At 40.9% G+C, this 25,164-nt stretch carries 24 protein-coding genes; 10 read left to right on the top strand and 14 right to left on the bottom strand.

Annotated features, from left to right (window positions below):
* The 9 genes from PF327_RS06890 to yajC all read right to left on the bottom strand — a co-directional run bounded on the left by PF327_RS06890 (position 1) and on the right by yajC (position 10,073).
* On the bottom strand, positions 1-603 hold the full coding sequence (locus tag PF327_RS06890) for a hypothetical protein (RefSeq protein WP_289401855.1): 603 nt from the start codon (positions 601-603) through the stop codon (positions 1-3).
* 72 nt (positions 604-675) lie between these two features.
* Positions 676-1,800 carry a succinyldiaminopimelate transaminase gene (locus PF327_RS06885; RefSeq protein ID WP_289401854.1) on the bottom strand — a complete coding sequence of 375 codons (1,125 nt, stop codon included), beginning with the start codon at positions 1,798-1,800 and terminating at the stop codon, positions 676-678.
* A 44-nt stretch (positions 1,801-1,844) separates the two neighbouring features.
* A complete protein-coding gene (gene dacB / locus PF327_RS06880) occupies positions 1,845-3,587 on the bottom strand; it encodes a D-alanyl-D-alanine carboxypeptidase/D-alanyl-D-alanine endopeptidase (RefSeq protein WP_289401853.1) in 1,743 nt (580 codons plus the stop codon).
* Positions 3,587-4,738, bottom strand: a complete 1,152-nt coding sequence (locus tag PF327_RS06875; RefSeq protein ID WP_289401852.1) for a MalY/PatB family protein — start codon at positions 4,736-4,738, stop codon at positions 3,587-3,589. Before PF327_RS06875 ends, dacB begins: the two co-directional genes overlap by 1 nt.
* Complete coding sequence (gene ovoA, locus PF327_RS06870) at positions 4,731-6,833, bottom strand: 5-histidylcysteine sulfoxide synthase (RefSeq protein WP_289401928.1); 2,103 nt, start codon at positions 6,831-6,833, stop codon at positions 4,731-4,733. Before ovoA ends, PF327_RS06875 begins: the two co-directional genes overlap by 8 nt.
* A 55-nt stretch (positions 6,834-6,888) precedes the next feature.
* Positions 6,889-7,227: a DUF6394 family protein gene (locus PF327_RS06865; RefSeq protein ID WP_008245425.1), complete on the bottom strand. Its 339-nt coding sequence runs from the start codon at positions 7,225-7,227 to the stop codon at positions 6,889-6,891.
* 20 nt (positions 7,228-7,247) lie between these two features.
* Positions 7,248-8,219, bottom strand: a complete 972-nt coding sequence (gene secF, locus PF327_RS06860) for a protein translocase subunit SecF (protein WP_289401851.1) — start codon at positions 8,217-8,219, stop codon at positions 7,248-7,250.
* Positions 8,219-9,799, bottom strand: coding sequence for a protein translocase subunit SecD (gene secD, locus PF327_RS06855; RefSeq protein WP_289401850.1), 1,581 nt, complete (start codon positions 9,797-9,799; stop codon positions 8,219-8,221). Before secD ends, secF begins: the two co-directional genes overlap by 1 nt.
* Complete coding sequence (gene yajC / locus PF327_RS06850; RefSeq protein WP_289401849.1) at positions 9,786-10,073, bottom strand: preprotein translocase subunit YajC; 288 nt, start codon at positions 10,071-10,073, stop codon at positions 9,786-9,788. Before yajC ends, secD begins: the two co-directional genes overlap by 14 nt.
* Here yajC and PF327_RS06845 point away from each other — a divergent pair.
* Both PF327_RS06845 and PF327_RS06840 read left to right on the top strand, forming a co-directional pair.
* A complete protein-coding gene (locus tag PF327_RS06845; RefSeq protein ID WP_434481331.1) occupies positions 10,024-11,352 on the top strand; it encodes an apolipoprotein N-acyltransferase in 1,329 nt (442 codons plus the stop codon). The two genes, yajC and PF327_RS06845, sit on opposite strands and share 50 nt — an antisense overlap.
* A 183-nt stretch (positions 11,353-11,535) precedes the next feature.
* Positions 11,536-12,399 carry a hypothetical protein gene (locus PF327_RS06840; RefSeq protein WP_289401847.1) on the top strand — a complete coding sequence of 288 codons (864 nt, stop codon included), beginning with the start codon at positions 11,536-11,538 and terminating at the stop codon, positions 12,397-12,399.
* A gap of 88 nt (positions 12,400-12,487) precedes the next feature.
* Here PF327_RS06840 and PF327_RS06835 read toward each other — a convergent pair whose 3' ends face one another.
* Positions 12,488-13,855, bottom strand: coding sequence for a hypothetical protein (locus PF327_RS06835; RefSeq protein ID WP_289401845.1), 1,368 nt, complete (start codon positions 13,853-13,855; stop codon positions 12,488-12,490).
* Positions 13,856-13,917: 62 nt separating this feature from the next.
* On the opposite strand from PF327_RS06835, the gene yidD reads away from it, so the two are divergent.
* The 5 genes from yidD to PF327_RS06810 all read left to right on the top strand — a co-directional run bounded on the left by yidD (position 13,918) and on the right by PF327_RS06810 (position 17,401).
* The gene (yidD, locus tag PF327_RS06830) at positions 13,918-14,280 is read left to right on the top strand and encodes a membrane protein insertion efficiency factor YidD (RefSeq protein WP_008245452.1); all 363 of its coding nucleotides are present in this window, start codon (positions 13,918-13,920) and stop codon (positions 14,278-14,280) included.
* A complete protein-coding gene (pyrC, locus tag PF327_RS06825; RefSeq protein ID WP_289401844.1) occupies positions 14,258-15,265 on the top strand; it encodes a dihydroorotase in 1,008 nt (335 codons plus the stop codon). Before yidD ends, pyrC begins: the two co-directional genes overlap by 23 nt.
* Positions 15,266-15,405: 140 nt before the next feature.
* Positions 15,406-16,326, top strand: coding sequence for a cysteine synthase A (gene cysK / locus PF327_RS06820; protein ID WP_289401843.1), 921 nt, complete (start codon positions 15,406-15,408; stop codon positions 16,324-16,326).
* Positions 16,326-16,928, top strand: coding sequence for an aminotransferase class IV family protein (locus PF327_RS06815; protein ID WP_289401842.1), 603 nt, complete (start codon positions 16,326-16,328; stop codon positions 16,926-16,928). The genes cysK and PF327_RS06815 overlap by 1 nt, the downstream gene beginning before the upstream one ends.
* An 11-nt stretch (positions 16,929-16,939) precedes the next feature.
* Complete coding sequence (locus PF327_RS06810) at positions 16,940-17,401, top strand: hypothetical protein (protein ID WP_008245463.1); 462 nt, start codon at positions 16,940-16,942, stop codon at positions 17,399-17,401.
* 8 nt (positions 17,402-17,409) lie between these two features.
* Here the strand turns inward: PF327_RS06810 and PF327_RS06805 are convergent, their stop codons facing one another.
* Complete coding sequence (locus tag PF327_RS06805) at positions 17,410-18,312, bottom strand: LysR family transcriptional regulator (RefSeq protein ID WP_008245464.1); 903 nt, start codon at positions 18,310-18,312, stop codon at positions 17,410-17,412.
* Positions 18,313-18,512: 200 nt separating this feature from the next.
* On the opposite strand from PF327_RS06805, the gene PF327_RS06800 reads away from it, so the two are divergent.
* The 3 genes from PF327_RS06800 to PF327_RS06790 all read left to right on the top strand — a co-directional run bounded on the left by PF327_RS06800 (position 18,513) and on the right by PF327_RS06790 (position 22,389).
* The gene (locus PF327_RS06800) at positions 18,513-20,579 is read left to right on the top strand and encodes an ATP-dependent helicase (RefSeq protein WP_289401841.1); all 2,067 of its coding nucleotides are present in this window, start codon (positions 18,513-18,515) and stop codon (positions 20,577-20,579) included.
* Between the two features lie 9 nt (positions 20,580-20,588).
* Entirely contained in the window at positions 20,589-21,419 is an 831-nt protein-coding gene (truB, locus tag PF327_RS06795) for a tRNA pseudouridine(55) synthase TruB (protein ID WP_289401840.1), read from the top strand.
* A 73-nt stretch (positions 21,420-21,492) separates the two neighbouring features.
* On the top strand, positions 21,493-22,389 hold the full coding sequence (locus PF327_RS06790) for a 4-(cytidine 5'-diphospho)-2-C-methyl-D-erythritol kinase (RefSeq protein ID WP_289401839.1): 897 nt from the start codon (positions 21,493-21,495) through the stop codon (positions 22,387-22,389).
* 15 nt (positions 22,390-22,404) lie between these two features.
* Here PF327_RS06790 and PF327_RS06785 read toward each other — a convergent pair whose 3' ends face one another.
* From PF327_RS06785 to PF327_RS06775, 3 genes are read right to left on the bottom strand one after another with little or no spacing between them, the layout of a single operon-like run.
* Entirely contained in the window at positions 22,405-22,641 is a 237-nt protein-coding gene (locus PF327_RS06785; protein ID WP_008245468.1) for a VF530 family protein, read from the bottom strand.
* Positions 22,642-22,656: 15 nt separating this feature from the next.
* Positions 22,657-23,631: an alpha-L-glutamate ligase-like protein gene (locus PF327_RS06780; RefSeq protein ID WP_289401837.1), complete on the bottom strand. Its 975-nt coding sequence runs from the start codon at positions 23,629-23,631 to the stop codon at positions 22,657-22,659.
* Positions 23,632-23,634: 3 nt separating this feature from the next.
* Positions 23,635-25,164 (bottom strand): inactive transglutaminase family protein, encoded by a 1,530-nt coding sequence (locus tag PF327_RS06775; RefSeq protein ID WP_289401836.1) that lies wholly within the window; start codon positions 25,162-25,164, stop codon positions 23,635-23,637.

Below are 25,164 nucleotides of genomic sequence, written 5' to 3'. Positions count from 1 at the left end.
CTATTGTTCCTTGCTTTCATCAAGCACTCTAAGCTCATCTTGCGCCTGTTTAACATGTGTGTCAAATTTTGCAAGCAAGGCCTCAGTGGGCTCTGTAAATGTCTGTATGAAAAATGCCAGAGGATCATGTACATCTACCCCTTCTACATCGACAAGATTTTCGATGAAATCTTCAAAACTCTTTCCTTCCATGACTGCAGCCACATGCACCATCATCGCATCTTTCAGCGCTGCATGGTCGATCGTATAGTGCAATACAAGAAAGATCTCTTTGGCACCCTTTTTGTCATTTTCACTGTAGCGTTGGATACCATGTTCATAGATCGCTCTTGCCGTAGCTAAATCCTCAGCATCATTCATATCAAATGACTGAGAAGTCGTGAGCTTTTCAGCCAGTCTGTCAAAGGCTGTGTTGACGATAAATGTAAATATCTCGTTGATCTCATCTTCCGGAGCTTCGATGATAAGCTGTGCATCCAAAAGCTGATACCCTTTTGCAATGCTCTCTTCTTCTTTGCACTCTTTTTCAAGTCTTTGAATATTTGCCAAAAACTCTTGGTCTTTTTTTAACTCTTCTACATGTATTTCCGGTGTTTCCATCATGCTTGCTCCAATGCTAATTTTCTGGCACTAAATGCCGATACCCTCGTCGCTAAAGCGTAAGTGGGGTGTCTTCTACTCTTCCAAGCAACGTGCTATACGTTGCAATGCTTCTCTTGTTTGCTTTTCTTCATAGACAAGGGCCAGTCTTACATACCCTTGACCTTCCCCTTCACGTCCTAAAAATGAACCTGGGAGAACTTTAAGATTATACTCTTGATAAAGTTTGGTCGTAAAGGCTATCTCATCTTCCACTTTGAGCCAAATATAAAATGTCGCTTCAGGTGCTTCAGTACCCAAAATCTCTTTGGCGACTTCAAAATTTTTTTTGTATTTTGCTCTGAATGTGTCTACATGCTCTTGATCGGCCCATGCAGCAGCAGCAGCATATTGAAGTGGGAGGGGAGAAGCACATCCCACATAAGTTCTGTACACCATGTATTCTTTAAGTATCTCTGCATCACCGGCAATGAAGCCTGAACGAAGTCCCGGTGCAGAGGAACGTTTGGAGATAGAGTTGATGACCAGCACATTTTTAAAACTTTCGTTCCCCACTTCCATACTTGCATTGAGCAGTGAAGGAAGTGCTGCATCCAGATAGAGGTCCACATAACACTCATCATTCAGAAGCACGAAATCATGTTTAAGTGCGAGCTCCACCCAATGTTTTAAATCATCCATAGACATTACAGATGATGTAGGGTTGTTAGGTGAATTGAGTATCACAAGATCTGCTTTTGCCAATGCTTCTTCATCCACTACGGGTTGAAATTGATTGGCTTCATTCAAATTGAGGTAGATCACTTCAGCCCTGGATACTTTGGCAGCACCTTCATAGATCTGATAAAAAGGGTTAGGAAAGACCATGACCGGATTTTCTACATCATGCAGTAAAAACTGTGGAAAATTAAAAAGTACTTCTCTGGTTCCAAATGTCGGAATGATCTGATCATTTGTCAGGGAAAGATCAAAACGTTTTTTGTTATACGTCAACATCCCCTCTCTAAGTTCTGTTTCACCAGCCGTTTTTGGATACTTGTTGAGCAGTTCAGAGGCATCCTTCAGTGCATCCAGTATAAATGCCGGTGTCTCAAACTGGGGTTCCCCGATCGTCAGGCTAAGTGCAGAGTAATCAGGGTTTGGTGTGACATTTTCAAGTAATTGATTGAGTTTCTCAAAAGGGTAAGTTTCGAAGTTCATTGTTGCCCTAAATTTTTAAAGGATTATAACGTATTTGGGGTAAACTATAACTTTACGATGAACGCCCCGCCATTGATAGCTCTACGTACTTTTTTCAACACTTCTCTTGCACTTTTTTCATCTCTATAGCCACCTATGAGTACTTTATAATTCTCTGTATGGCGTACCTTGTAAGGTAATCCTAACGCGCTTATCTTTACTAAATACGCTTTGTTGGGCATGCTCGAAAAAGCGCCCACCTGAATATAATACTCAACAGCACTCTCTTTGGTTTTCCGCTTCATTACAGGTACTGTTTTTGTTTTGACGTTACTGAACAGTGTTTCGGATACAGGCTTCTTGGGCTGCACTTTTGTTTTGGAAGAAGCGGGTACGGTAGATGATCTACCAGGTTCCACTGTACTTTTTGCCAACCACTTCATGATCTCATCTTGTAGTTTGGCACCGCGGTATTTAGCCTTGGAACTGTTAATGATGATGACAACGGTATAGTATTTTCCTGCTTTGTTCTTGACATACCCGCCTATATTTTTCACGCGTCTCAGTGTCCCTGTCTTCATCCATGCACGTTTTTTTACGACGGTGTTTCTAAAGCGGCGTTTGATAGTACCATCCACGCCTGCTATAGAGAGTGTCTCCATCCATCTTGAACCATAACGGTCATACGCATCATCATACATCTCAGCCAATAGTTTTGCATTCATTTTTGAAGTACGTGAAAGGCCGCTTCCGTTATCGATCTTTAATTTACCATCACCTAATGCACCTCTTGAATCCAAAATATATTTGATGGCATCTCTTCCTTTTTCCATCGTGGCAGGAGCACCATAGAGTTTCGCACCCAAAAGAAGCAGAAGATGTCTTGCATAAAGGTTATTACTCTCTTTGGCAGTTTCAGAGATGATCTCTTCCAGAGGATCTGAGTAATGGGTAAACAATGCTTTTGCTTCTTTAGGTACCTTACGTAATTTCATACCTCCACTTACAGCTATCCCCTCTTTTATCAATCTATCTTTCAATGCATAATAGAATGACTTATACGGTTTGGTAATGACTTGACAAATATTCCGTGTGCCACATCGTTTGGAGATCTTTCCTTGAAGAAACACCGTAGGCACCACTTCGCTCTTATCAATTTTCACCCTCGGCCAGGAGTATTTTCCTCTACAGGGTTTGTTGACGTGTTCCAATTGGTCGACAACTTTATAACTTTCATCTACATGTTTTTTATGTACTTTCTTTTCTTTGGGGTTCACGCAGACGGTCACCACTCGTTCATTGAACATCATGGCATCCGGCATGGCATTATAGGCACTGTAAAGATTTTCATCAAAACCAGAACTGTCTTGGCTTCCCACCTTGAAATAGCTTCTGTCTATGACAATATCACCTCTGATCTGACGTATACCTGCGGCACGTAACTCAGAGACGATCTGCTCAAGGTCCTCGGCATTTAAGGTCGGGTCACCGAACCCTTGAACCCATAGATCACCGTGAAGCACACCATTTTTCAATCTTCCTATAGTGTAAAACTTCGTAGGCCAACGGTAATCAAATCCCAGTTTCAGGACCGAAGCATATGTGGTTAACACTTTGATCACAGATGCAGGGGTCCTGCTCTTCGAAGCATTGAGTGAAGCCACGACCCTTCCTTGTTTACCGGCTTCTTTGATATAGATACTGATATCTTTTTTTGAGATGCCCGATTTGCGTATCTCTTCATTGATGACCTGGGGTAATGCATAGAGCCATAGGGACAGTATCAGATAGATAAATAAACTTCTCACTACCCTGCCTCATATGCATCACGAAGTCGCTGCATCGCTTCTTGAAGTACTTCTTTGGATGTACCCACATTTAACCGCATGAAACCTTCCCCTGCCTCACCAAAACTTTTACCGTCATTAAGCCCAAGTTTGGCTTTATGTAAAAAGAAATCAACCACTTGGTCATGGGACAGCCCCAGTCCTCTACAGTCAAGCCACATGAGAAAAGTTGCTTCTGTAGGGACTGCCTTTATAGGGAGTTGATGCTCTGTGAGAAATTGATTCACATAGTTAATATTTGAGCGCAAGTGCTCTTTCAACTCTTCTAACCATGGAGCACCTTCTTTGTAGGCACTCATCAATGCTTCAATACCAAAAGGGTTCCCGTTGGTAATACCCGACCTGTCCTGTTCTACTCTGTAAGCTTGGCGCAATCTGGTATCGGGAATGATCGCATAAGAGGTATTCAGCCCTGCGATATTGAATGTTTTGGAAGGTGCATTTAAAACAACACAATGATGCATGATCTTCTCAAAACTGCCAATGCTGTGGTGTGTTTTTTCATAGACAATATCCGCATGTATCTCATCAGAGATGATCAGTACATCATTTGCTATACAGATCTCAATGAGCTTCTCCAATTCCTCTTCAGACCATACCCGTCCGGTTGGGTTATGAGGAGAGCAGAGTAAAAAGAGTTTGGCTTCCTTGGCTTTACGCTCAAAATCCTCAAAATCTATCTGATATCTGCCGTTTTCATAGACCAGTCTATTGTCAAGTACCCTTCTCTTTTGATGCTTGACAGAACTTACAAATGGCGGGTATATCGGTGTTTGTATTAGTATTCCATCTCCCTTTTGACTGTATGCAGTGATGATAAAGTTCAAAGAAGGTACTACCCCGTAACAAGGAATGATCCACTCTCTTTCTATCTCCCAGGAAAAACGATCTCGCATCCAATTCTGTATTGATTCATAATAGGCATCCGGATAGATCGTATACCCGTACATAGGGTGTGAAGCCCTTCTGAGCATTGCCCCTTGTACACATGCCGGTGAAGCCAGGTCCATATCTGCGACCCAAAGAGGAAGCAGATCCTCTCTACCAAACTTTTTCTTTGCTTCATCCCACTTCATACTATGTGTACCTTGACGGCTGATCGCTTCAAACATCTTTACCTCTCCTTTCCCATATGCTCATCTGTGCTATCGTATGCTGGTGCTTCCGTGCAGTCTCTTGAATCACAAACGGGATATCTTTCGTACCGATAAGTCTGAACGCTTTACCCAGTATCTCTTTAAGCCCATTGAGTGTCGTGATAGTTTCACCATCTCTTTTATATCCGCCTATCCATTTCTCTTTGGGGGTAGACGCTTCCTGCCAGGTATACGGAGAGGTCAAAATGAGTAGTCCCCCCTCATTGATACGTGATCCCATAGCATCTAAAAACTTTTTAGGATCATAGAGCCTGTCTAACAGGTTACCCCCAAAGATCAGGTCAAAATCCTTGTAAACAGGTTTTAAATTACAGGCATCTGCCTGCCAAAATGAGACCTTGTTTCGTACATCATCCCAGTCAAGATCTGAAAGTTTTATCTCATGAAGATTTTCCAGTTCCCCCTCGGTCGGCATAGTATAACGTAATACACCATCATCTTTGAGCTTCTGTGCTTCCTGTATGAAACGTGCAGAAAAATCCACACCTATGACTTCATCAAAACCGCGTGCCAGTTCAAAGGTACTTCGCCCTATGGCACATCCAATGTCCAAAGCTCTGCGTCTAGGTTTATCTTTCATGGTCTCTAAAACGATCCGTGCACACGCTGCCGGATAATTTTCCACACCCAATGCATTTTCACCCCAACCAAAATGACAGTACTGAGAAATCAGGCTGTCTGTATTATAGATATTGGTTGTGATCGTCTCTTCATAGGTACTCTGAATATACCTAAATCCCCCATGTTGATAAAAATGTCTTCTAAATCCATAACGGCTTTTCTGTGTAGCAAGGTTCCCGCAACTTATCCATGAACCACCCTTGATAATGGTATGTTTACCATCAAAGGTAGGGACTGAAAAATCATCATAGATCGGATGGACCTTAAAGCCTTCAAAAGGATATATCGGTGTTCGTGACCACTGCCATACATTCCCTATCACATCATAAAATTCCCCGTGTTTATAAGTATCCACGGGAACACACGAAGCAAAAGCTTCAAGATTGATATTGGCGATAGTCTTGTCTCTGTCGGTCCATTCCAAGTAGGAAAGTACTTTGCTTTCATCACGCAATCGGATATATTCATCCTCGGTAGGCAGAGTGATGTTGACACCCTCTTTTTGGCTCTTCCACTTACAAAAGGCAGAGGCCTCCAGATGATTGACCTCTACCGGCCAATTTAAAGGAAGGTCTATCTCTCTGCTTAGAGTACGAAGTCTGTACCCATCTTTATCTTTACGCCAAAACATGGGATGTTCTGCCTTTGTATAGGCTTTCCATGCTTTACCCTCTTCACACCAAAACCTATCATTGCTATATCCAGAATCTTTTACAAACTCCATATATTCAGCATTGGACGTAAGATATTTGGCTGCTTTGAATGATGGTATATGTGCCTGATGATCTCCATATTCATTGTCCCAGCCAAAAAACTGTGCATTGTTGTTTTTCCCCAGATTCACTCTACCTTGGTTTACATCCAGCAGTGTATTTTGAGGTGCAGTACCAACCATTTCACACTCTCTCCATTCTCTGTTTTCTTCTATGGATTCAAATGGAAGTTGGCGTATCAGTACCGAAGAAGTTTCAAGATGGATATTTTCATGCTCAATTCCCATCAAAATAACCCACCAGGGTGAATCTTGCGTGATAGGAAGTTCTAAAGGAAGTACATCGATAAGCGAAGAGACTTTCGAATAGACTTTGTCACGGTAAGCTTGGGTTTCTTTTAACGTAGGCCAGTCATAATGTTTTTCATTCAAATCATCCCAGCTCATTTCATCTACACCCACGGCAAAAAGTGATTCAAGTCTGGGATCTACACGTTCATTAATGATCTTGGCAAGTATGAATTTGTTAATGAAAAATGTAGCAGTATGGCCATAGTAAAATATGATGGGATGACGAAGAGGATCCGCTTTTTTAAAATAAGCACTTTCATCTGCAACGAGATGAAAAAGAGATTCATATCGCTTATAACAATATTGAAAATAATTTTTGATCTCTTTCCGTTTCTCTTCGGGGTCTGTTCCATGAAGTGTAGGCATCTTTATCACGTCTCATTCCTTGGAATTACTGTACATGTAAGATACCGAACAACGCTTAAAAATCTGCCTTCTCTTTTGCACTCTCGATCATAGAGATAAAAATCGTATAAAGGTTCGCGATCACCGCACCGATCACTAATCCTGTTGCCAATGCATCGTTCCCATAAAACTGCAGAGCAAAAAATGCAGGGAGAAGATGTAGGTCAGCAACCAATGAACCTGCCAAAAGCTCAGCTGAAAGTAGATTTCTTACCCCTATCTTCAACAGTGTTGAGATCACATTCACAGACCCTGCTATAAACAGTGCTACGATAGAGTGATCATACAAAAATGCTGCTGATGTCGTAAGTGACATCAACGTAAAAAACATATAAAAAACTTTACCCCAATTCATCCAAACTCCTTAAACTTTAACTATAGTGTACCATTTTCATACATAGCACGCATTTTTTCTTTCTCTTTTTCTCTTTTGAGTTTTTCTGCTTCCTTTTCTCTGAAGCCCCCTACGGAGAAACCAAGCCACATCAAGATTGGTGATGCAACAAAAATGGAAGAGTATGTACCCACTATCACACCTACAAGCAGCGTGAAACTGAACCCGTTAATGATCTCTCCACCAAACAGATAGAGTGTAAGAACCACAAAAAATGTTGTGAGTGATGTCAATGTAGTACGAGAAAGCGTACGTGTAACAGACTCATCAATGATACCCCCAAGGTCCGGGTCTTTGATCGTTCTGATACCCTCACGGATACGGTCAAAGACAATGATCGTATCGTTCAATGAATATCCGAGTATGGTCAATAGTGCCGCAAGAATGTCAAGGTTTACCTCAACATTGAACAGTACGATCATACCCATAGCGATAGTAACATCATGCATGAGTGCCATTACAGAGGCAACGGCAAAACGCCACTCGAATCTAAAGGATACATAAATAAGGATACCGATGATAGCAAGAACCATCGCCATAAGTCCCTTTTCACGTAGCTCTGATCCAACCTTTGCCCCTACCATATCCACACGTCTTACTTCAAAGTTACCCGTATCTTGAAGCAGTGCTCTGATCTGATCACCGACATCCACACCCAAGGCTTTTGAACTTGTCTTCGTACGTATGACCACTTCATCTTCACCACCGAAGAAAGTCACGGTTGCACCTTCATAGGATCTATCAGAATCTATTGCTTCTCTCACTTTTTCTATAGGTGCTTTACCGTTGTATTGTACCTGTATAAGTGTACCACCTGCAAAGTCTATACCGTAGTTAAATCCCTTCCCAATGATCAACCCCAGAGACAGTATCAACAGAGTGACCGAAAGTAATCCAAAACGTTTACTCTTGCTCATCAATGAGAGAGGTTTTTTATATTTAAAGATTTCCATTATTTTACTCCCTCTGTTCTGATACCAAACCATAATCTCAGTTTGTTCTTATCGATCTTCGGTAGAAGCCACTGGTAGATACCATGTGTTCCTACAATCGCAGTCAACATGGATGCCATAATACCGATACTCATCGTAAGCGCAAATCCTTTGATCGCACCTGTACCATAGGCATAGAGTACTGTAGCGGCGATCAGTGTGGTCACGTTGGCATCCCAGATCGCAGTAAAGGCATTGCTGTACCCATTCTCTATCGATTTAGCTACAGATTTACCTTCATAAAGCAGCTCCCTGATACGTTCAGAGATGATGACGTTCGCGTCCACGGCCATACCAACCGTAAGAACGATACCTGCCATACCAGGCAGTGTCAGTGTGGCACCAAAGAGTGACATGATCGCAAGTATCAAAAAGAGATTCCCTATCAGTGCGACATTTGCGATAATTCCTGCCATACCATAGTAAACCACCATAAAAATGACGACCAAAATGAATCCTAGAACCAAAGCGATAGAACTCGCCTTGATGCTATCCGCACCCAGGCTTGGCCCCACCGAACGTTTTTCCATCACATAGACAGGTGCAAGCAATGCACCCGATCGAAGTGCAATGGCAAGGTCATGGGCTTCAGAAATTTCAAATCTTCCTGATATCTGTACACGTCCCCCACCGATACGTTCATTGATGACTGGCGCCGAGTAGACCTTGTTATCCAAAACAACCGCCATACGTTTCCCAACACTCACACCTGTAAAGTCACCAAAGATCTTGGCACCCTGTCCGTTCAGTGTAAAGTTGATGACCGGTTGATTGCTTTCATCAAAACCTACTTTTGCATCTGTCAGCATAGAACCGTCCAATACCGGAATAGCACGAAGCAAATATTTTTCACCGGTATTAACATCGGGTAGTATCACATCACCATAACTTTTTGCTTCAGCCAGACTCATCGTGTTGACTCTTATGTTTCTGTCTTCATCTACAGCCATAAGCTGCAAATGTGCTGCACGGGCGATAAGTTCACGGATACGCTGTTCATCCTCCTGTGTTTTGATACCAGGTACTTCTACAAGGATCTTATCTTCACCCTGTTTTGCAACCGTAGGTTCTGCAAGTCCGAACTCATTGAGTCTGTTTCTGATCGTATCTACTGCCTGTTGAATGGCATTTTGTTTGGTACGCTCCACTTCAGCTTCGGTCATAGTGACTGAAAATTTCATTCCATTGTTGATCACTACCGTGCCTTCAAGCTCTTTTTTAAGCAGTGCCTGGGCTTTGGTTACCTCATCTGTATCAAGCAATTCAAATGTGATTTTTTCACCATCGATCATACGAAGGTCATCGAAAATGATCTCTTCGTCATCAAAAATATACTTGACCGATGCTGCCATAGACTTAATACGTGATTCAATGGCAATTTCACTTTTAATACCAAGAAGCATATGCAGACCACCTTGAAGGTCAAGCCCCAAAGTGATCTTCTTCCCGCTTTCACTTTGCGTCAAAGAGGGAATAGAAAAAACAACACCGAAGATCAGTGCAAAAGCAAAAAGGATTACCCTAAAATTAAGCGTCTTCACCAGCCTCAACCTTTTTAGCTACAAATGCTCTATCAAGTTTGACGATCGTGTCATCATTTAATTTGATTTTGATAAAATCTTCTTCAGTTTTAACGATCACAGCTATAAGGCCGCCTGTCGTAATGATGTTGTCACCTTTAGTAAGACCGTCAAGCATTGCTTTATGTGCTTTTTGATGTTTTTGCTGCGGTCTGATAATTAAAAAATAAAAAATTGCGAATAAAATGATGAGGGGTAAAAATGAACCGATCATACTGCCTTGTTCTGCTCCCATAGGAATCCTTTTGTATAAAATTAGCCAATATTCTAGCACCTTTGAACTAACAAAAGGCTTTTTCATAGCACTTTTAAGCTCGGGGTTTATTTACCTTAATTATTGGGGATTTTCTCATCCTCTGATGAACACCATTTTAGGTATTATAACACTCTATCTGCTCCTGCAGGAAGAGAAAAAAGTCTGGTTTTTTTCCGGTGCTTTTATAGGACTTTTTTGGTTTTGGTGGATCGCTTTAAGCCTTCAACATTATGGTATGGTTTGGGCTGTACCAATAGAGATAGTTATCATTATGCTAAGCTACGGGGTACTCTTTTGGTTTCTTGCATGGATCAGTGAGAAGATCACTGCATTACTGAGTGTTTCGGGCACTTTACTTCCTCTACTGCTCAAAGCTTTAGGCCTCTTCATCTTAAGCTATATCCACCCTTTCTCTTTTGATTGGCTCAAACCCGAGCTCATGTTCGTAGAGAGTTATCTAGGCATAGAAAAATGGCAGTATGCCATCATCTTGGGGGCTATTGTTTTAAGTATTTGGAAGCAGCACTTCCTCTATCTGTTTCTTATTCTGTTTGCCTATCAGTCAAATCTTTCAACACCTATCGAAATGGATGATAAGGTAAAACTCGTTACTACCTCTACATCTGTCCAGGACAAATGGAATGAAACACTTCATGCTGCACAGTTTGAGACTCTTTTCGAACAGATAGACCAGGCCATTAAAGAGCATAAAAGTCTTATTATACTCCCTGAATCTGTCTTTCCTATCTTTCTAAATCATTCAAAAACTCTGGACAGATTACAAGAAAAGGCCAAACAGATCTCCATAGTTACTGGAGGGCTCTACTGGGATGGGAAAACACCACGGAACTCAACCTATATCTTTACAGATAACAAGGTCTCTGTAGCCAATAAAGTCGTACTGGTTCCCTTTGGAGAGAGCAATCCCCTACCGGATTTTTTAAGTGACTGGGTCAATAAAATATTTTATGATGGTGCCATAGATTACGTAGCCAGCCCCACTGTCGTAGACTATAAAATTGATGGGAAAATCTATCGAAATGCCATCTGTTTTGAAGCGACCAGTGAGAAACTCTACGAGGGTGAACCAAAAAACATGATCGTACTCAGCAACAACGGCTGGTTCACTCCCTCCATTGAACCTACGTTACAAAAACTCCTGTTGCAGTACTACAGCAAGAAGTATGGAACAACAATCTATCACTCGGTGAATATGTCGGATTCTTATGTGGTGAAAAATGGGAGAGTGGATCACTAGAAAACCCTATCATACTTTATTTGAGAAGGTATACACTCTGTGTATGAATCTCCTGTGACATTTTTTATAGTATGTTACTTAGCGTACTATTCTGCTAAACAGTATTCGTTATATTTGCAATAGTATTTATTAATTAAAACTTATAATGCTACAATTGTATATATCATTCTGGGGAGAGTGTCAATGGATTTAAATGAAGAGACTATAGAAGATACCTTTAACATTAACAAAGTGCTGGAAACTCTGTTTTCTTCTGTCAAAAGTATTGCGCATGAAAAGCGTATCGAACTTATCTATGAAATGGATTCGACCATACCAAGAAGGTTACGGGGTGATTCTGATACCCTGGTGTTAGTGCTTAGCAAAATACTCACCTTTGTTTTTCAAAAAAGTGATAGAAAGGAGATCGTATTATCTCTTTCCTCTGTGGAAGACTTTTTGTATGAAGAGTTTATCTCTTTTAAGATCCAAGAGACCCATATTGACAAAGAAAAACTTCTATCCTTTTTAAAGATCCATGTGAGTGAAGAAATTGAAATGATCGGTGGTAACATTGTCGATGACCATGAAAATATTTCAGACATACATCTAAGCATACCTTTTAAAAATGTTGAATTGGGTTTCAGACGTCATTATAGACTTCCTGATAAAAAGATAGTAGGGAAAAAGATCTTACTGCTCTGTTCAAATGAGAAAACGGCACAAAGCCTGAAAAAGATGTTTCAATATTTTCTTTATGATGTGCATGTAGGAATGGATGAATTAAAGAAACACGGTAATGATCTGGCTCTCTATGATATCTTGATCATCAGTGAACAAATGATCACTGAAAAAACCAAAGAAACCATTGCCAACATCCAAGAACTCGCTCCCCTTAAATATGTGGTGCTTAGAGATCCCGATGGTTTAGAGGATGATATAAAAACAGACTCTGAACATTTCATCAAACCAATTACACAAGAAAAGATCTTTGACCTGATCATCTCACTGTATGATGAAAAATCCGGTACAGAAAAAAGTGATACAACTCAGATGGAAAAGGTATGATCTTAAAATAAAACCTTTACAAAAAATGCTATATGAAAGGTTTTACTTTGTAAGTAGATTGTAGGACTTCATAAAGGATCACGTACAATTACACATAGAATTTAGAAGATCTCAATAACTTCAAAGCATGCGCTATTTTATCTTTTAACATCTTTTCATGCTCGCATAAAAGAGGACCGATATCTAAAGTTTTGGTTTCAGACTTCGCTTTAATGGTGTTTAGTATCGCTGCACGCTCTTTGCAGTTTCTGTATTCACGCAGAGGCTTGAACAGAATGTTCAGTTCTTCGACGATCATTCTTGACTCCTTTTCTCCGATGATATGGAAAAAATCTTCTATCAAAGTTTGAAGTGCATCTATAAAGATATAGAGCGTTTCAAGCACCTCATCATCATACCCCTCTTTTGTTTTCTCTAAAAGCATTTCAAATTTTCCTAAACGCTCTTTGAGCTGCTGTTTCACCTCTTGCTCTAAAGAGATATACTTTTGGTTTTCCTGAACTCCTATCTCCCTTGTAAGGATCGTTAACATTTGTCTAAAAGGTTTAGAGGTGAGCATTTGAGTCACAGCTTCCTCTTCCTGGGTGATGAGGCTTTTTAACTCACTGTAGAGCGTTAACTTCACATTTTCACGTGTGGCACTCAGTTCATTTAAAAAGTAAAGATAGCGCAATAGCGTTGTCTCTTCATAGTAACGTTGAAACAACTCTGTACAAAAATGCTGTACATTGGGACTGAACAGATCCGGAAAAATCTCCAGCAGTGTAGCTGTACGGCGTAAAAGTACACGTAAACGGTGCAGTGTTGCACTAAAATGTTTCTTCTGAAAATTCATTTTATAGTAGTTTATCAGACGAATGTTCCTGTAAAGTACCAAAGAGACACCGTCACGCACATAGAGACGTTGCGGTACTTGCCAGAAAAAAAGATTGGGTGATTCAAAAGCATCGATCTTTTCGAAAAACTTTTGCAGATCGTACTCCATAGGTTTTACATAGAGGGCAAGAGAATGATCACTGTATTTATTATCCTGGTCGATCTCTTTGAACACAAAAGGTTGTAATTCCTGAATGATTTTTGAGCTTCTCAGGACTTTTTCATCTTGAAAATAGGCGATCAGTATATAGATTCCGTCAAGCTTTTTCAAGTATCTCTCAACAACAAATGTATTCTCATCTATAGTAACCGTATACACATTTTTAACGATGATCCTGCCCAAATGCTTTTTACGTTGAGAAGCATACTCCTCTTCACTGACAGAGGTGAGAGTTTCGTTTACATGATTATCGACGGTTACTTTTGTATAGGTATCTGGATACTCTTTGCGATAGTAACAGAACTCCTGATCATTAGAAACCGTGTAGAACTGTTCTGTTTTCTCAGTTTTTGGCAATTGTTTTTTCAGCCAGCGCCGGATATCTGCCGAGACTAAAAACTTGCGTTGTATATGATTCATGTTAGGGATTATAGCACAAAATAAAAAATTGACTCTACATTCCTTTTTAACTATAATACGCCATGAAAAACTTCTTTTTAGCACCGATCAAAGGCTATCAATATATCTCCAAAATGTTACCTGCAAGCTGCCGCTATTATCCCTCTTGTTCAGAATATGCCAAATGGCAGTTTGAATTCAATGCAGCCCATAAAGCATTCACGGCAAGTTCTTTGCGTATTTTACGCTGTAATCAGCTCTTTAAGGGAGGTATTGACTACCCTTTGGTTGACTTCAAACCTCCAAAACCTACAGCTTTACTCAAACTTAATGCATTTTGTGGCAAAATTGATATCATCTATTGGCTCGTACCCAAAAGTATGGCCCCAAACAATACACACTATTATGTTTTAAAGGACTTTGATGCAATTAACCGCACCACTTGACATGCATTTACATCTCAGAGACGGAGAGATGTTAGAAAATATCGCTAAAAGCTCAGCGAGCACTTTTTCAGGTGCGATCATCATGCCTAACCTTGTACCTCCGGTGAGCAGTAAAGAAGAGGTTATCGCCTATAAAGAACGTATCATGGCTGCCATAGGTGATGAAAAATTCACACCCTATATGACACTTTTTTTCAAACCTTCTTATGACAAAGCATTTTTAGAATCAGTCAAAGAGGTGATCACAGCGATCAAACTCTATCCTGCGGGTATCACCACGAACTCCGAAGGCGGCGTAAGCGGGTTTGATGTAGAAGAGTTGCGTCCAGCACTTGAAGCAATGAGTGAACTGAATATCCCGCTGTGTGTCCATGGGGAGACCAACGGTTTTGTGATGGACAGAGAAGCTGAGTTCGTCAGTATCTATGAAAGGTTGGCCACTGCCTTTCCGAAACTCAAGATCATTATGGAGCATATCACCACCAAAGAGAGTGTCGAAGCGTTAGATAAATTTGAAAATCTTTATGCGACCATTACCCTGCACCATCTGATCATCACCCTGGATGATGTAGCCGGAGGCATGCTTAAACCGCACCTCTTCTGTAAGCCCATAGCCAAACGACCAGAGGACAGAAGTGCGCTACTCAAGGTTGCTCTGGAAGCGCACCCTAAAGTGATGTTCGGATCAGATTCTGCACCGCATCCGAAACATGCGAAAGAGTCTTGCGGGTGTGCAGCAGGTGTCTTTACTGCACCTATCGCCCTGCAAGTATTGGCTGAACTGTTTGAAAATGAAAAGGCACCCCTGGAAAATCTCCAGGCCTTTATTTCAGGCAATGCCCAGAAGATCTACGGCGTTACACCTGTAAGTAAAACCGTTACTCTTGAGAAAAAAGCGTTTACTGTACCTTCCGACTACAATGGCGTGGTCCCTATGTATGCAGATGAGACCCTGGCCTACAGTATCAAAGAAGTAAGAGAGTGATAACCGATACATAGAATTAAGAAATGCATAAATGTTTCATAGCGTGTGCAAGTTGACAACAATGAGGTTGAAAATAGTGACCTTAAAGCACGTACTCAAAAATAACCTGCTAACATTAAACAAATGAACAAGGATGGGAAATGATTGCAAATAATATTGAAGAACTGATAGGCAATACGCCTTTAGTCAAGATCAATACACTTTCGGAAGAGACAGGCACGACTATCTTAGGTAAATGTGAATTTATGAATCCTACCTCTTCGGTAAAGGACAGAATCGCTTTCAACATGATCAATGAAGCACTCAAATCAGATGAAATTGATCAGAATACTACCATCATTGAGCCGACAAGTGGGAACACAGGTATCGGTCTCGCAGCTATTTGTGCATCCAAAGGCCTTAAACTTATCTTGACCATGCCGGAGTCTATGAGCATAGAACGTCGTAAAATTCTTATGCACTTAGGTGCTGAACTTGTACTGACACCGGCCTCGGAAGGTATGGGTGGGGCTATCTCGAAAGCATCAGCATTGGAAAAAGAATTAGACAATGCAAAAGTACTTCAACAATTCAACAATCCAAATAATCCGGATATTCACCGAAAAACCACTGCCTTTGAAATCCTGAATGACACGGCAGGCAATCTGGATATCTTTGTAGCTGCTGTCGGTACGGGTGGAACGCTTACCGGTACGGGAGAGATACTAAAAACTAAAATACCTTCACTTGAAGTCATCGCAGTTGAACCTTCAGATTCTCCTGTATTGGAAGGTGGACAGCCTGGGCCGCATAAGATCCAGGGTATCGGTGCAGGTTTCGTGCCGGAGATACTCAATACAGAAATTTATGATGACATCCTTGCAGTGAGCAATGAAGCCGCTTTTTCCATGGCACAAAAGATTGCTAGAGAAGAAGGCCTGCTTATCGGTATTTCAGCAGGAGCAAACCTGCATGCAGCCTATACCATCGCAAGCAGACCTGAAAACAAAGGTAAAACCATCGTCACGATACTCTGTGATACAGCCGAACGTTACCTCTCTACAGAACTTTTCGATACTTAATGCCACAAGAACAATCAAAAACACCTCTTTTACTTGAGACGATCAGGATAGAAGAGGGAAAGATACATAACCTTGGCTATCATCAGCAGCGATGCGACAAAAGCCGTCAACTACTCTTTAATTCTCATGACATACTCGACCTCTCTTCCTATATAGATGCACCTAAATCTGGTCTATATCGTTGTCGTATCCTCTATGCAGAACACTTACACTCTATAGAGTATATACCCTACACGCCAAAAGAGATACAAAGCCTTAGGATCGTCTCTTCAGAGATCGAATACAGTCTGAAATATGCCAACAGAGATGCGTTGAATGCCTTGCTGGAATCCAACAAAGATGTCGATGAAGTGATCATAGAAAAAAAGGGTTATCTGACCGATACGACCATATCCAATATCGCTTTTCTTGATGGAGAACAATGGATAACACCGGCAAAACCTCTACTTGAAGGTACGATGAGGGCCAAGCTGATCGATGAGGGCTTTCTCCATCCAAAGCAGATCACCAAAGAAGACCTCAAAAACTACTCACAAGTAGCTTTAATGAATGCTATGATAGGATTTAAAATTCTAAATATCGAACCATACAAAATCTCATAAAGGGTACAATCATGACAATTAACCTTTTACAAACGCCTGAATATCGTACACTTATGCAGTCTCACATCTATCAAACCATTCAATACTTATTTGACAAAAATCAGGAATTTGCATTGGCATGTGAAGTGAAATACATTACGTTTACACCCGAACTTCCTGCGGATATCAAAGGGTCATTTGACGATACGGTTCTGTTTATATTGAGTGGTTTTACTTTTGAAAGTGCGCAACTCAATGAGGAGTATTTCTCTTTTGAAGCAGGGTTTGGAAGTGATAACTTTGGGTCAACGGTATCCTTACCTCTACTGGCGATCAAACAGCTCTTTGTAGGGGATAACCCTATCGTCATTAATTTTGCGAATCCGGTGATAGAGAGTGAAAAGAAAAAAGAAGCAAGTGCCTCCAAAAAATCTTCAATGGAAGCACTTTTAAAGAATCCTGAGAATAAGAAACTTCTCAAGAAAAAAAAATAGATTTGCTCTTAGCAGCGACCTGCTAAGATATAATTCACGACATTATCTACATAAGCATTGTGTTTATTCTCTTTAGAATACACAATAAAGAATTTACGGGACATGGTATACCCTCTAAGTCTTGCTTCAAAAAGCTCTCCATTGGCCACTTCATCCATGATCGCATATTTCGATATGATAGATACTACTGGCTTCTCTGGATTTTTCTCGCTTTTCTTGATCGTTTGAAGTACAGTAGCAGAGTTGTTTACTTCGCTGAGTACGTTAAAGCTTTTACATGAAACACCTAACTCTTCAAACACTTCAGACACAACGCGTCTTGTATGAGAACCCTCATCACGACAGATCCAATCAAAGTCATAAAGCTCTTCTGTTTTCAATGTTTTGTTGATAGGCACATTACTCACTACTACAAGTTCATCTTCCAACCACTCTCTGTAAATAAGGTCATTATCCATAACAGGTGATTCGATCAGACCTACGTCTAATTTTCTATCTTTAAGTTTTTCGATGATGTTATCACTTTGGTCTATATCTAAACTTACACTGTTGTTGATCGCTTCACCGATCGTATTAAGACATTGGCCAGGGATGATATATGCCCCTATCGTATAGGAAGCACCCAGTCTGAAAGTGATCTCTTTGTTGATGATCTTCAGTACATCCTGTTCTGCAGAGAGTATCTCTTTTTCAAGTCTTGTGGCTATCTTGTAGAGCTCTTCACCCTCATTGGTAAGTTTGATACCGTTCTTTTTACGTTCGATCACTTTACAGCCAAGATATTTTTCAATAAATTTGATCTGCTGTGTTACAGCAGGCTGTGAGATCCCTAACTTTGCAGAAGCCTTAGAAAAACTTCTTTCACGTGCTACAGTTAAAAATGTTTCCAACTTTACAAAATCTTTTAACATTAAAGTATATCCTTCATTCTAAATTAAATTTTTAAATAAATAAATTAATAAAGTTATTATATCTTATTATACTTAATACAACATAAGTTGTTCTTATTAGAATGATTTTTATTTTATATTAAAGTCTAAATTTTCCCTTTATGGCACTTCTAATCAATTAAAAGGTATAATTAATACTATATAGGAGCACAATCATTTTCATGGAAACAATTTTAAATGCATTAAACCCATCACAGCGTGAAGCGGTTGAACATATTGACGGACCGATGCTTATCCTTGCAGGAGCAGGCAGTGGAAAGACCAAAACACTGACGACCAGACTGGCTTACCTTGTAGGCGAAGTAGGTATTGATCCTGCAAACACTTTAACACTTACTTTTACCAATAAAGCTGCTGCAGAAATGCGTGAACGTGCCCTTAAATTGATGCCGGAAAAAGTCTCTTATCCTCCACTGTTATGTACCTTTCATAAATTCGGCTTGCTCTTTTTAAAATTCCATATCGAAAAGCTGGGTAGAAGCAATGCCTTTGTGATCATAGACAGTGACGATAAAAAACGTCTTTTACGTTCCATAGCCAAAGAGTTGAAAGTAGATCTCAACATCTCATTTATCGCTTCTGAGATCTCAAAATATAAAAACTCACTTCTCTCACCTGAAGTGGTTCTTGAAAAAGCTGAACTACCTGACTACAAACAAATAGCCAATATCTATGTCAAGTACCAAGAGAATATCGAAGAGAACAACCTTGTAGACTTTGATGATCTTCTCATGCTCACCTATAAGATACTCAGTGAAAATGATGCACTCAGAAAAGAGACAAGCCAGCGGTACCAGTACATCATGGTAGATGAATACCAGGATACCAATGAACTGCAGTTCCAACTGCTTGAACTGCTCTCTTCTGAGCATAACAATCTCTGCGTGGTAGGAGATGATGATCAGAGTATTTACGGATGGAGAGGTGCGAACATTCGTAATATCCTGGAGTTCGCCAATAACTTTGAAACATGTAAAACAGTCAAACTTGAAACGAATTACCGTTCCACTGAACCCATCCTCAACGCTGCCAATACACTCATCGAGCATAATTCTACACGTCTGGGTAAAAAACTCACTTCACATAAAGGGGCGGGACAAGAGGTGAAACTCCTTCACTCGCTCGACGAGTCTATGGAAGCGAAAGCCATCGCACATGAGGTACAAAAACTCCTGGATGAAGGGGTAGATCCAAACGAAATAGCCGTACTCTACCGTATCAATGCACTCTCTCGTTCACTTGAAGAAGGTTTTACAAAAGCCGGTTTAGGTTTCAAACTCATCGGGGGTATGCGCTTTTATGAACGTGCAGAGATCAAAGACCTTATCTCTTACTTAAGAGTACTCTCCAATCCACATGATGATTTTTCTCTCATACGTATTATCAATAAACCTAAAAGGGGTATCGGTAAAGCATCCATAGAAAAGTTACAGAAGGCTGCTTTTGATGCCAAAATATCACTGTTTGAATATATCAAAAAGTCGGTACACGGAGAATTCCCTGCGGTCCTCAGTAAAAAAATCACCACAGCATTGGAAAAACTTGTCGAAGATATCACACTCTTACAAGAAGCATTGGAAAATGAGCTGGGTAACTTCATTACACTTTTTGAAGAACGTATCAAGCTCAAAGACCATTATGCCGGTATGGTGGACGGTTTTGACCGTATCTTGAACATCGATGAGTTTTACGGCTACTTCAGAGATGCAGTGCTTAAAAACCCTGACCTTACACTTGATGAGTTCCTGAATGACATTTCACTACAAAGTGACCAAGACCAGGTGGAAGAGGATACCATTACCATTATGAGTATCCATGCAGCCAAAGGGCTGGAGTTTGAACACCTTTTTGTCATCGGGCTGGAAGAAGAGTTCTTCCCTCTACTAGGTGAAGGTTCCAACATGGAAGAGGAACGCCGTCTGGGCTACGTAGCGATCACCAGAGCAAAGTCGGATCTTACCCTCTGTTATGTCGACAGCCGTTTTTACAAAGGCCGGCGTAAAATGATAGACAAGAGCCGTTTTTTGGGTGAAGCTGGGCTCATTCAAGATACAAGCCTCAAGATCACTAAAAGTTCCGCTTTCAAAAAAGGTGACCTGGTCAAACATAAGATCTTTGGGATAGGACGTGTCCAAGCTGCCAACAAATCGGGGAAAGAGTATAAACTGCTTATCAACTTCGGTGGGAACAAAAAAGAGATACTCAGTTCATTCGTCCAGTCGATATAAAGAAGATCCGTGAATAGATTATTTGTAGTCAATAAACCTATATTTCGTTCTTCGAATGGATATATGGGCTATGTCAAACGCAAATACGGAACAAAAAAAGTGGGGTTTTCCGGTACGCTTGACCCCTTTGCGACAGGATGTCTCATTGTTGCTACAGGACAATATACCAAACTCTTCCAATACCTCAATAAAACGCCTAAAAGCTACAAGGCTACCCTATGGCTGGGGGCAAACTCCCCAAGTCTTGATATAGAGAAGATAGATAGCATTAAAGAGGTATCTCCTTTCACACAACAGCAAATAGAAGAGGTACTGCATTCGCTCAAAGGTGAACTAACTTATTATCCGCCAAAATTCTGTGCCAAGAAGATCAACGGTAAACGTGCCTATGAACTTGCACGTGAAGGTGAGGAGGTAGCACTCAAGACCATTACATCTACGATCTACGACATCAAACTGATTAACTACAACCATCCTTTTGTACACTTCGAGGCCACAGTGAGTGAAGGGACCTATATACGCAGTCTTGGTGCCCTTGTTGCAAATAAACTTGGGATAGACGGTACGCTCTCTAGTCTGCATCGCATCCATGAAGGGGCATTCTACTATGACGATGAAAAAGCCCTGGACCCCTTTACACATTTGGCCATTCCTTCCAATGTCTACAGAGGTGATGAAGCGCATCTTGAACTGGGGAAAAAACTCTCACGAGAGTCTTTTGAAACAAAAGAAGATGGTCTCTACCTCATCGAAACTTCGAACTTTTTTTCCATTATCGAGATCCTGGGTGAAGAGGTCAAATACAGATTTAACCGTATCCCTAAATTTGAAGTGTCTTGATCCTTAAGGTTTTACTACCGATCTTTTTTATAGTATAATGCCCATCTAATTTCTATAAAAAAGGTTTCGTGATATGGGTGGTTTTGAAGGCGGTGATGAAGGTGGATACTGGGATATCGATACGCTTCCCGCATCAACGAATCATGTAAATACATCTAAGCCCGATAGAAGACAATCGACTATAGAAAAAACTGATGCAGGATACAGTATCAAAGCCCATGCCAAAGTCAATATCTTTTTAAAGATCACTGGACATGAAAACGGCTATCATACCCTGCTCTCCCGCTTCATGTACGTAGAGGATCTCTATGATACCATTACCTTTGTACCCTGTGAATGTGACACTTTTACCATAGAAGGGTGCGAGGGTGTACCACTCGAAACCAATACTATCTACAAAGCCTATAAAGCACTGAATGACCATACGGGTGACCTTGAGATACTCGATTTCTTTTACAAACATAAGGTCGTTGTCACCAAACGTATCCCAAGTCAGGCAGGCTTAGGTGGGGGCAGTTCGGATGCTGCGGCCTTCATGCGTTTGGTGAAAGAGGTTTGTAATCTCCTGATCAGTACTGAAGAACTGGCAAAACTGGGAAGTACGATTGGTGCAGACCTCCCCTTTTTCATCTATAACTATACTTCGGCAAATGTCAGCGGTTTCGGGGAGATTGTTGAGCCTTTTGATGAAGATCCCCTTTCTTTGGAACTCTATACACCCCAGATAGGCTGCGATACGACATTGGTCTATAAAACCTTTAAAGAACACCTTTTGAATGGCATTTCACTTGCATCTTTTATTGGGTGGGATCAACTGGACTCAAAAACATTGCTCGAACGCATTGCGGATCCTATCATGTTAAATGATCTTTACAAGGCTGCACTCATTGCCTATCCTGAACTAAAGAACGAAGCGAAAGAGGGATGGTTCTTTTCGGGCAGTGGAAGTACATTTTTTCGTCTCCGCTAAAAATAGACGAAATTTCTAACCCTCTTTTGCTTTCTTCTTTCGCATCAGCAGATACAAGGCTTCCACTTTGTCTCTTGCCCAGGGTGTTTTTCTCAAGAATTTTAAAGAGGAGTTGATACTGGGATCATACTTGAAACATCGTATGTTCACAAACTCTCCCAGTAGTTCCCAACCGTACTCTTCTTGTAATTCTTCCAGTATCTGCTTGAGTTTGATACCGTGCAAAGGATTGTTTTTATGTGCATCACTCATACTTCTGTTTATCCTTTACATTTCTTTCATCATCATTGAATCTTCACCTGTTTTCATACCAAAATGGTCCATAGAGAACTTTACTCTCTGTGCCACATCCAAATTGGCTTGTTGCGTGTCAATGACATCATAGCGTTTTACTGCACCCATTCTATTGGCAATTTGTATGGCCAATCCGGGACGGGCATTAAGCTCCAAGATCAAAGGGCCTAAATTTTTGTCCAGTACGATATCTACACCCAGGTATCCCAAATGGGTCACTTCATAACACGATGCTGCCAAGGTCAGTATCTTTTCCCAATGCGGTATTTCAAGCTCAGAGAAATCATACCCTGTATCAGGATGGTGTGTAACCGGAGAGCCATGCTGTACAGCATAGAGTGCCTTGCCGGTTGCGATATTAAGTCCTACACCCACTGCACCTTGATGTAGGTTGGCCTTACCGTCACTCTCCCTGGTTGAACACCGCAACATTGCCATAGCAGGGTATCCCCTATAGGTGATCACCCTGATATCCGGCACACCCTCATAACTATAGCGATCAAAAATAGGGTCAAACTCTACCAGTGTTTCAAGCATAGCAACATCGGGTTTCCCCCCGAGTGAATAGAGACCACTGAGAATATTTGAGATATCCCGTTGAATATCCCTTAGTTCCAATCTCTGTCCGTTTGCTTTGATGAATTCATCACCTTCACGCTTGACGATGACCAAAATACCTTTTCCTCCGCTTCCCTGAGAAGGCTTAAGCACAAACCCGTCAATTCCCTCCAATATCTCTTTCAAATATCGAAGTTGGGACTGACGTTCAATGGTTTTGATCAACTTCGGTACTGCAATACCCGCACTTTGTGCAATGATCTTGGTTTTCAGTTTATTATCCACTAAAGGGTAATATTTACGATCGTTATGTGCTCCGATATAATGTATATTTCGTTTGTTCATCCCCAATATACCCAATTTTTTAAGCTTAAAAGGATTGGCAAACATCGATTACTCCACCATCGATCTAAAGCGAATGAGTTCACTCAAACGATAGCCACTGTAACGTCCGATCATAATGATCACAGCCAATACAACTAAAAGAAGTTCGGGGAAATTGAAAGCCATATGTGAAACAAAAGGATCGCTCATGACAAAATACGCACACACAGCCACGATCAATGAACCTCCCCCTTGTATGAAGACTTCTTTTGCACCCTCTTCCTCCCATAATATCGACATTCTTTCAATCGTCCATGCCAAAATGATCATAGGGAAGAATGTGACCGTAAGCACTTCTTTGATCCCCAGTTTAAAACTTAAGATACTCATAAAGGACATAATAAGGATTACTACGATCATCACTGCAGAGATCCTTGCGACCAGTAACAGGTTCAGACTGCTTAAATAAGAACGAATGATCAGTCCCATCCCTACGATCATAATAAACATGACAAGCCCGGCAGAAAGTGTCGTCTCCATAAAGGCCAATGCGATCAACACAGGCATAAAGGTTCCTGATGTTCTCAACCCTATCATGATCCTTAACAATACCACTACCAATGCGCCAAACGGTACCAATAATATATGCCTATAGGTATTCTGTTCAGATATAGGCAAGGTAAAAAGTGAAAAGTCCAAGATCGCCGCCTTTTTGACCAATTCTTTTTTGTCAAGAAGGTATTGTACGGGAACCTGACGTTCATTCAATGAAAAACTGATGTTGGATTTTTTTGCTCCTGTGACCTCAATCAGAGAATTATTGCCTTGCTGCCAAACAAAAAAGTTCTTATCACGGACCACTTTGCCTTTGTTCAGATCATACAGTTGCCAATCTTTTCCATCATAGACATCCAGCATAGGTGTCAATGCAATATTACGCCGTGCACTTTCCAGATAAAGTCCATGGATCTTACGTACCGATATTTTTCTGTATCTTAAAAGACGGTAGAGCAGATCGATTTTGCTTTCTCCTGCTTGTGCAAGCAGTATCTTCACCGCCTGTGAAGGCTCTTTTGCACTAAAATCCTTGATCAGCTGTGCTGTAAATGAATGTGTATCTGCCGATCTGGAACGTACATCATGTAAAAGATTTTTTGCCGTATCCTGTAACATATTTGGAAGATCACTAAGCGTCTCAGTTTCTTGTTCAGACGGTGCGATAGGCGGTTTAGGCTTATGTTCTCCCGGTTCTATTAAAACTTCAAGAGAGTAGTAAAGCATCTGCGGTCCTACCACATTACGCTTGCTCCATTCAGCCCTTTTTCCGTTGACTGTTTCTCCCTCGGCATAGCCAAAACCGGAGGATGCAACATCTTCTGAGAGTATCTGTATCCCCTCCTGAGGTTCTGGAAGTGCCATAGAGACCAAGACTGATTTCTTTTGTCCTACAAATGAGATCTCTGCACCTATAGTATAGACAGAACGTTTTTCGTGAGGCAAAAATGGTATGCCAAGTACACCGACCTTATACCAGACGATAAAAAATCCTGTAAATGCCAAAGTGAAAGTGATCAACAGTACTTGAAATCTTCTAGACAT

Origin of the sequence: Sulfurovum xiamenensis (assembly GCF_030347995.1) — a bacterium.
Lineage (GTDB): Bacteria > Campylobacterota > Campylobacteria > Campylobacterales > Sulfurovaceae > Sulfurovum > Sulfurovum xiamenensis.
Note: the sequence above shows the minus strand (reverse complement) of the source record. Positions and strands in the feature narration are given on the sequence as shown.